General features: G+C 66.8%; 6 protein-coding genes. 3 read left to right on the forward strand and 3 right to left on the reverse strand.

Annotated elements, in window-relative coordinates:
* The 3 genes from AC1DYI_RS24940 to AC1DYI_RS24950 all read left to right on the forward strand — a co-directional run.
* Positions 1-142, forward strand: a 142-nt coding sequence (locus AC1DYI_RS24940; RefSeq protein WP_477206831.1) for an aldehyde dehydrogenase family protein, incomplete at its 5' end; no start/stop codon positions are given.
* Between the two features lie 7 nt (positions 143-149).
* The gene (locus AC1DYI_RS24945) at positions 150-524 is read left to right on the forward strand and encodes a DUF779 domain-containing protein (RefSeq protein ID WP_477206826.1); all 375 of its coding nucleotides are present in this window, start codon (positions 150-152) and stop codon (positions 522-524) included.
* 181 nt (positions 525-705) lie between these two features.
* The gene (locus AC1DYI_RS24950) at positions 706-2,751 is read left to right on the forward strand and encodes a sigma-54-dependent Fis family transcriptional regulator (protein WP_477206827.1); all 2,046 of its coding nucleotides are present in this window, start codon (positions 706-708) and stop codon (positions 2,749-2,751) included.
* A gap of 45 nt (positions 2,752-2,796) precedes the next feature.
* Here the strand turns inward: AC1DYI_RS24950 and AC1DYI_RS24955 are convergent, their stop codons facing one another.
* From AC1DYI_RS24955 to AC1DYI_RS24965, 3 genes are all read right to left on the reverse strand, one after another.
* Complete coding sequence (locus AC1DYI_RS24955) at positions 2,797-3,840, reverse strand: hypothetical protein (RefSeq protein WP_477206828.1); 1,044 nt, start codon at positions 3,838-3,840, stop codon at positions 2,797-2,799.
* Between the two features lie 114 nt (positions 3,841-3,954).
* Complete coding sequence (locus AC1DYI_RS24960; RefSeq protein WP_477206829.1) at positions 3,955-5,049, reverse strand: hypothetical protein; 1,095 nt, start codon at positions 5,047-5,049, stop codon at positions 3,955-3,957.
* A 155-nt stretch (positions 5,050-5,204) separates the two neighbouring features.
* Positions 5,205-5,669: beta-propeller fold lactonase family protein (locus tag AC1DYI_RS24965; RefSeq protein WP_477206830.1), on the reverse strand; the 465-nt coding region annotated here is incomplete at its 5' end.

Here is a 5,669-nt window from a genome sequence, read left to right on the forward strand (position 1 = left end):
CGCCTACCCGGCGCACGCAGCGTTCGGCGGCTACAAGCAATCGGGCATCGGGCGAGAGAACCACAAGATGATGCTCGACCACTACCAGCAGACCAAGAACCTGTTGGTCAGCTACAGCGAGCAGCCGCTCGGCTTCTTTTGACCCCGAGATGGCCGTCGCGCAAGTGACCGCCACGCCCGAGGCGCTCGCACTGATCGAGCGCCTCGCGGCGAAGCACGGGCCGTTGATGTTCCACCAGAGCGGCGGCTGCTGCGACGGCAGCGCGCCGATGTGCTACCCCGATGGCGAGTTCCTCGTCGGCGACAGCGACAAGCTGCTGGGCCACATCGGCGGCATGCCGTTCTACATCAGCGTGTCGCAGTACGAGTACTGGCGCCACACCCAGCTGATCATCGACGTGGTGCCCGGCCGCGGCGGCATGTTCTCGCTGGAGGGCTCACAGGGGCAACGCTTCCTGACCCGCTCGCGGCTGTACGACGACGCCGAATGGCTGTGGCTGCAGGCTCAGGCACCCGCGGCGTAAGCCCGGTGCAAGACGGCGCCCCGGTTGTGCCAATTTGGCGCAACCGGGGCTTGCGCCAGCGCAAGTCCACGAGGGATTCCTGCACTGACACTCGGGGCCCCTACCCCCTACGATGCCAGGGTGCCCAGCCGGTGAGTAGCTGCCCCTGGTGGCCCCGGCGGTGCGCGAAAGGATCCGTGCGATGGCGACCCCCACCCTGGCCCGCGACCCCGCTGCCTTGCCGGCACTGGGCGACCCGCTGCACGCCATGAGCATCCTGCATTCGCACGAACGCTGCGCGGCGCTGGGCCTGTCGCGCATCGACCGGCCGGATCACACCTCGGTGATCCGCTCCGACCTGGCCGTCGCCCGCGAGCGCAACCTGCGCCTGCACCTGCATGCTGCCCCGGTGATGGAGCTGCTGCTGGAGCAGACCATGGCGACGCAAAGCATGGTGCTGCTGACCGATGCGCAAGGCACCGTGCTGCACTCGGTGGGACACGACGGCTTTCTGCAGCGCGCCTCGAAGGTGGCGCTGGCGCCGGGGGCCAACTGGTCCGAATCGAGCAAGGGCACCAACGCGATCGGCACGGCCTTGGTCGACGAGGTGCCCACCGTCGTGCACGCCGACGAGCATTTCATGCACGCCAACGGTTTTCTCACCTGTTCGGCTGCGCCGATCTTCGACCCGCGCGGCAACATGCTCGGCGTGCTCGACGTCTCGGGCGACCACCACTCGTACCACCTGCACACGATGGGGCTGGTCAAGATGTCGGCCCGGATGATCGAGAACCACTGGCTCTCGGACGACTTCCGTCACGCACTGCGCCTTCACTTCCACAGCCGGCCCGAGTTCATCGGCACGCTGATGGAGGGCATCGTCGCGGTCGGGCGCGACGGCAAGCTGCTCGGCGCCAACCGCAGCGCGCTGGACCAACTTCGCCTGAGCGGAGCGGCGCTGCGCATGAACAGCCTGACGGCGCTGTTCAGCGTCACCGTCGGCGCGGTGATCGACCATTTCCGCTCGCCGATGGCGCCGCCGATGGCGATGGTGCTGCCCAACGGCCAGCCGCTGCACATGCGCGCCGTCTTCAACTGGCCAACCTGGCATGCGCTGGGCAGCGTGACGATCGACGCCCACGACGACAGCTTCGACACCGCACCGGCGACAGCGCCCGAGGGCGGCTTCTTCGCCGCCGCCGCCGGCACGCGACCTGCCGCCACTCCCGGCGCTTCGCCAGGCTTGTCGGGCCTGCGCTACCTGCAGACCGGCGACGCGCAGATGGAAGCGGTGATCACCAAGGTCAAGCGGGTGCTCAACCGCGACATCTCGATCCTCGTGCTCGGCGACACCGGCACCGGCAAAGAGCTGCTCGCCCGCGCGATCCACCAAGACTCCGACCGCGCCCGTTACCCCTTCGTCGCGGTCAATTGCGCCTCCATCCCCGAGCACCTGATCGAGGCCGAGCTGTTCGGCTACGAAGACGGCGCCTTCACCGGCGCGCGGCGCAAAGGGGCCACCGGCAAGATCCTGCAGGCCAATGGCGGCACGCTGTTCCTGGACGAGATCGGCGACATGCCGCTGGCCTTGCAGGCCCGGCTGTTGCGCGTGCTGCAAGAGCRCCAGGTCACGCCGCTGGGCTCGGCCAAGTCGGTGCCGGTGGACGTGGCGGTGGTCAGCGCCACCCACCGCCCGCTGCGCGAGATGATGAGCGCGCAGACCTTCCGCGAAGACCTGTACTACCGGCTGAACGGCCTGGTGGTGCGGCTGCCCGCGCTGCGGGAGCGCAGCGACCTTTTGACCATCGTGCGCAAGATCCTGCGCGCCGAAACCAATGGCCGCCCGCTGGACCTGGACGACGAGGTCATCCGCCTGCTGCAGGGCTACCGCTGGCCGGGCAACATCCGCCAGCTGACCAACGTGCTGCGCACCGCTGCGGTGATGGCCGGCAGCGAGACGGTGATCACCCGCGCCCATCTGTCCGACGACTTTCTCGAGGATGCTCAGCAAGACCTGCCGAAGCCCCCTGCGGTCGCCGTCGGGCTCAGCGCAGCTGGCGCAGCAGGCACAGCCGCAGTCGATACGCCGGCACCCGATGCATCGACGCTCGAAGAGATGGAGCTGCGCACCATCCAGCGCGCGGTCGACGAGGCCGGCGGCAACATCTCGGTCGCCTCTCGGCGCCTGGGCATCAGCCGCAACACCATCTACCGCAAGCTGCGCTGGGCCGGCAACGAGAAGGGCTGAGCTGGCGAGGCCGGCCCGGCGCGCGGGCCGAGCGCTCGTGCAGGCTCAGCGGCTCAGCGGCGTGGCGATGAAGACGTGCCGATACCCTTCGAATCGACCGTGGCCGATGATCACGCCGTCATTGTTCATGTCATCCGCGGAAAGGTCAGACCAGCCCGCACCACTGTCGTCGAGCAACGACTGCAGTTCTGCGCACTGGCCATCGCGAATCAGCGCGGCGTCGCGGGAGGCACCCAAGCCGTGGAAGTTGCCGGCGATCCAGCCGTTGTTGTTGATGGCCACGGGCCAGACGTCTTGCTGGCCACAAAGCGGCAGTTCTTGCATGGACTTCCCGTCGTGCAGAAAGGGACGCCAGTTCAGATTCGTCACCTTCATGCCGACCACGTGGCCCCGGTCGTTCATCGCCTCGAGATAGACCTCCAGACCACGCGGAGTCAGCCAACGCACCGGTTTGCCTTCCTCCCAGATGAACACATACGGCGTGACGGTCAGGTAGTCCGTGACGCCGGCCACCTGCCCGCGCTTGTTGATCAAGGTCGGGAAGGTCACATGGCCATCCGAGAGCGGCACCTTGACCGCGACACCATCGCGAACCAGGAACCCGCCCCGGGTGGCCACCCCGCCGATCGGGCAGTCGATTTCGACCACGTACGCGCCCGCGTCGTTGATCGACTGCGGATAGGCGCCACGCGAATCGTCGCAGCCGACGATGGCGCCCACGTCAGTCAGGGTGCCGTCGGCCGCCCACACGCCGCCGTAGTTGTTCCAGTCGCGCTGATAGCTGCCGACCACGACGCCGGCGTTGTTCACCTGCGGCTTGCCCGGGTAGTGCATGGCCTGCGTCTCGGCCAGCGCTTCCACCTTTTTGCCCCGGTGCGAGCGGAACGAAACGCTCTCTCCGGTCTGGCCGTCCACCCCACCGCCGGCCACGCTGCCGTTGTCGCTGATGGAACTGGCCCATTTCGGCGTCACGCCGTTGCCCTTTTTGAGCAGTTCGATTCGGTAACCCGGCGCAGCCATCGCGGCCTGGGCGAAAACCAGGCCCAGAGCGAACACGGTCAGCAGCCGGCAGGATGTCAACGAACGCATGGACGGTCTCCGTGATGTTTYGAAGGCGCCCATACTAACCTGTTAGTTACGCGCAACCATCAACAACAACAACGACTGAAACGGCCGGCCGCCGCGAGGTGGCCGGCCTTTGCTTCAGCGCTGATCCGCTGCGATCGGCGTCGCGATGAACGCGCGCTCCTTGCCCAGGTAGAGGCCGTCGCCGACGATCACGCCCTGGTTGTTCACGCCGGTGGCATGCAGGTTGGTCCAGTCCGCCCCGCTGGCGTTGAGCAAGGCATCCAGCAACTGGCACTTGCCGCCTTCGATCAACGCGGTGTGGCGGTTCTTGCGGCCGCCATAGACACCGACGACACGGTCGTCATTGGTGATGCCGACCGGCGTAGCGGCATTCTTGCCGTCACACCGTGGCAGCTCGCGCATGGAGGCGCCGTCGAACAGGAAGGTGCGCGCCGAACCGCTGGCCAGCACCGACGTGCCGGCCACGTGCCCGAGTTCGTTGATGGCATTGGCGTACGAGCTCTTGCCGCCGAGCGTGCCCAGCGGCGTCATCACGCCGTTTTGCCAGATGAACGCTTCGGCCTCGCTGATGCCGTGGMTGTCAGGTGGCAACATCGAAAAACCGGTCACCTGGCCATTGCCGTTGATATCTTGCGCATAGGTCTGGCCACCGCCCAAGTCCGGCAGCACCGAGACGACCCCTTGATATCGCACCACCGGGCCATCCACCGGCGCGCCGTTCAACAGGCAATGGGCCTTGAAGACCGCGTCGCCCGCTTCGTTGAGCGCGAGCGGGATGCTGTAGTCGATGTCCGTTCCGCGCGTGCAGCCGGCCAGTTCAACCAGGGGGACCATGGTGCCGTTACCGTGCCACATCGCCCCCTGCAGGCTGAGGGAGTCGCCCTCGTCGCGCAGGTAGTAGCCCAGCACGTCGCCGGCGTTGTTGACGTCGAGGTTGTAGCCCGGCGCGCCTTCCGACCCTTCCAGCGGCTGAGGCTTCTGCCCGCTGCGCGCGATGAAGGTGACGTTCCACTTCTCGCCGCTCACACGACCGGAACCGACCACGTTGCCGTTGTCGCTGATGGCGCTGGCGGACGTTGGAACCACGCCGTTGCCCTTGGCCACCGGCGCGATGCGGTAGGTGGGTGATGCAGCCAAAGCGGCCGCCGAAGCCAGCACGCCGAGACCGGCCACCGACAGTTGCAGACAACGAGTTGTCCAGCGTTGCATGAGATTCGCCTCCATGGATATTCAGGAAGCGGCCATGCTAGGTTGATATCAAACGAAGTCACGCCTCGGGAGGTTACGCACAGGTAACACCATGTCGCATGAACTAATTGATTAGAGTGATTGTCACCTCACAAGTGACCGAGCCATGTGGTCACTCATCGAATCGCCACACCCCACGGCAGCTTGCCGACCGGGATCTCGGCCAGGCGCGTGTGGCGCAACGCGTCGACCACCACCACGCTGCCCGATCGTCCGCAAGCCACATAGAGCTTCGCGCCGTCGGGCGACAGCGCCATGTTCCAGGGCCGCTGCCCCACCGCCACCGTGGCCACGGTGGCCAGGCTGGTGGTGTCGATCACCGACACCGACGCCGCACCGCCATTGGAGACATACAGCCAGCGGCCGTTTGGATGCACCGCGATGCCATTGCTGCGCGAACCCGCCGTCAGCCTGTGCGCCACCGTCAAGCTGTGCGTATCGATCACGTACACCTCGTCCGAGTTTTCGGCCGCGATGTAGGCCCGCGCGCCGTCGGGCGAGAAGCCGATGCCGCGTGGCCGCGCACCGACCGGGATGCGCGCCACGTCGGCTCGCTTCGCCACATCGATCACGTTGACCGC

This window comes from Ideonella sp. P3_A4 (assembly GCF_056403075.1).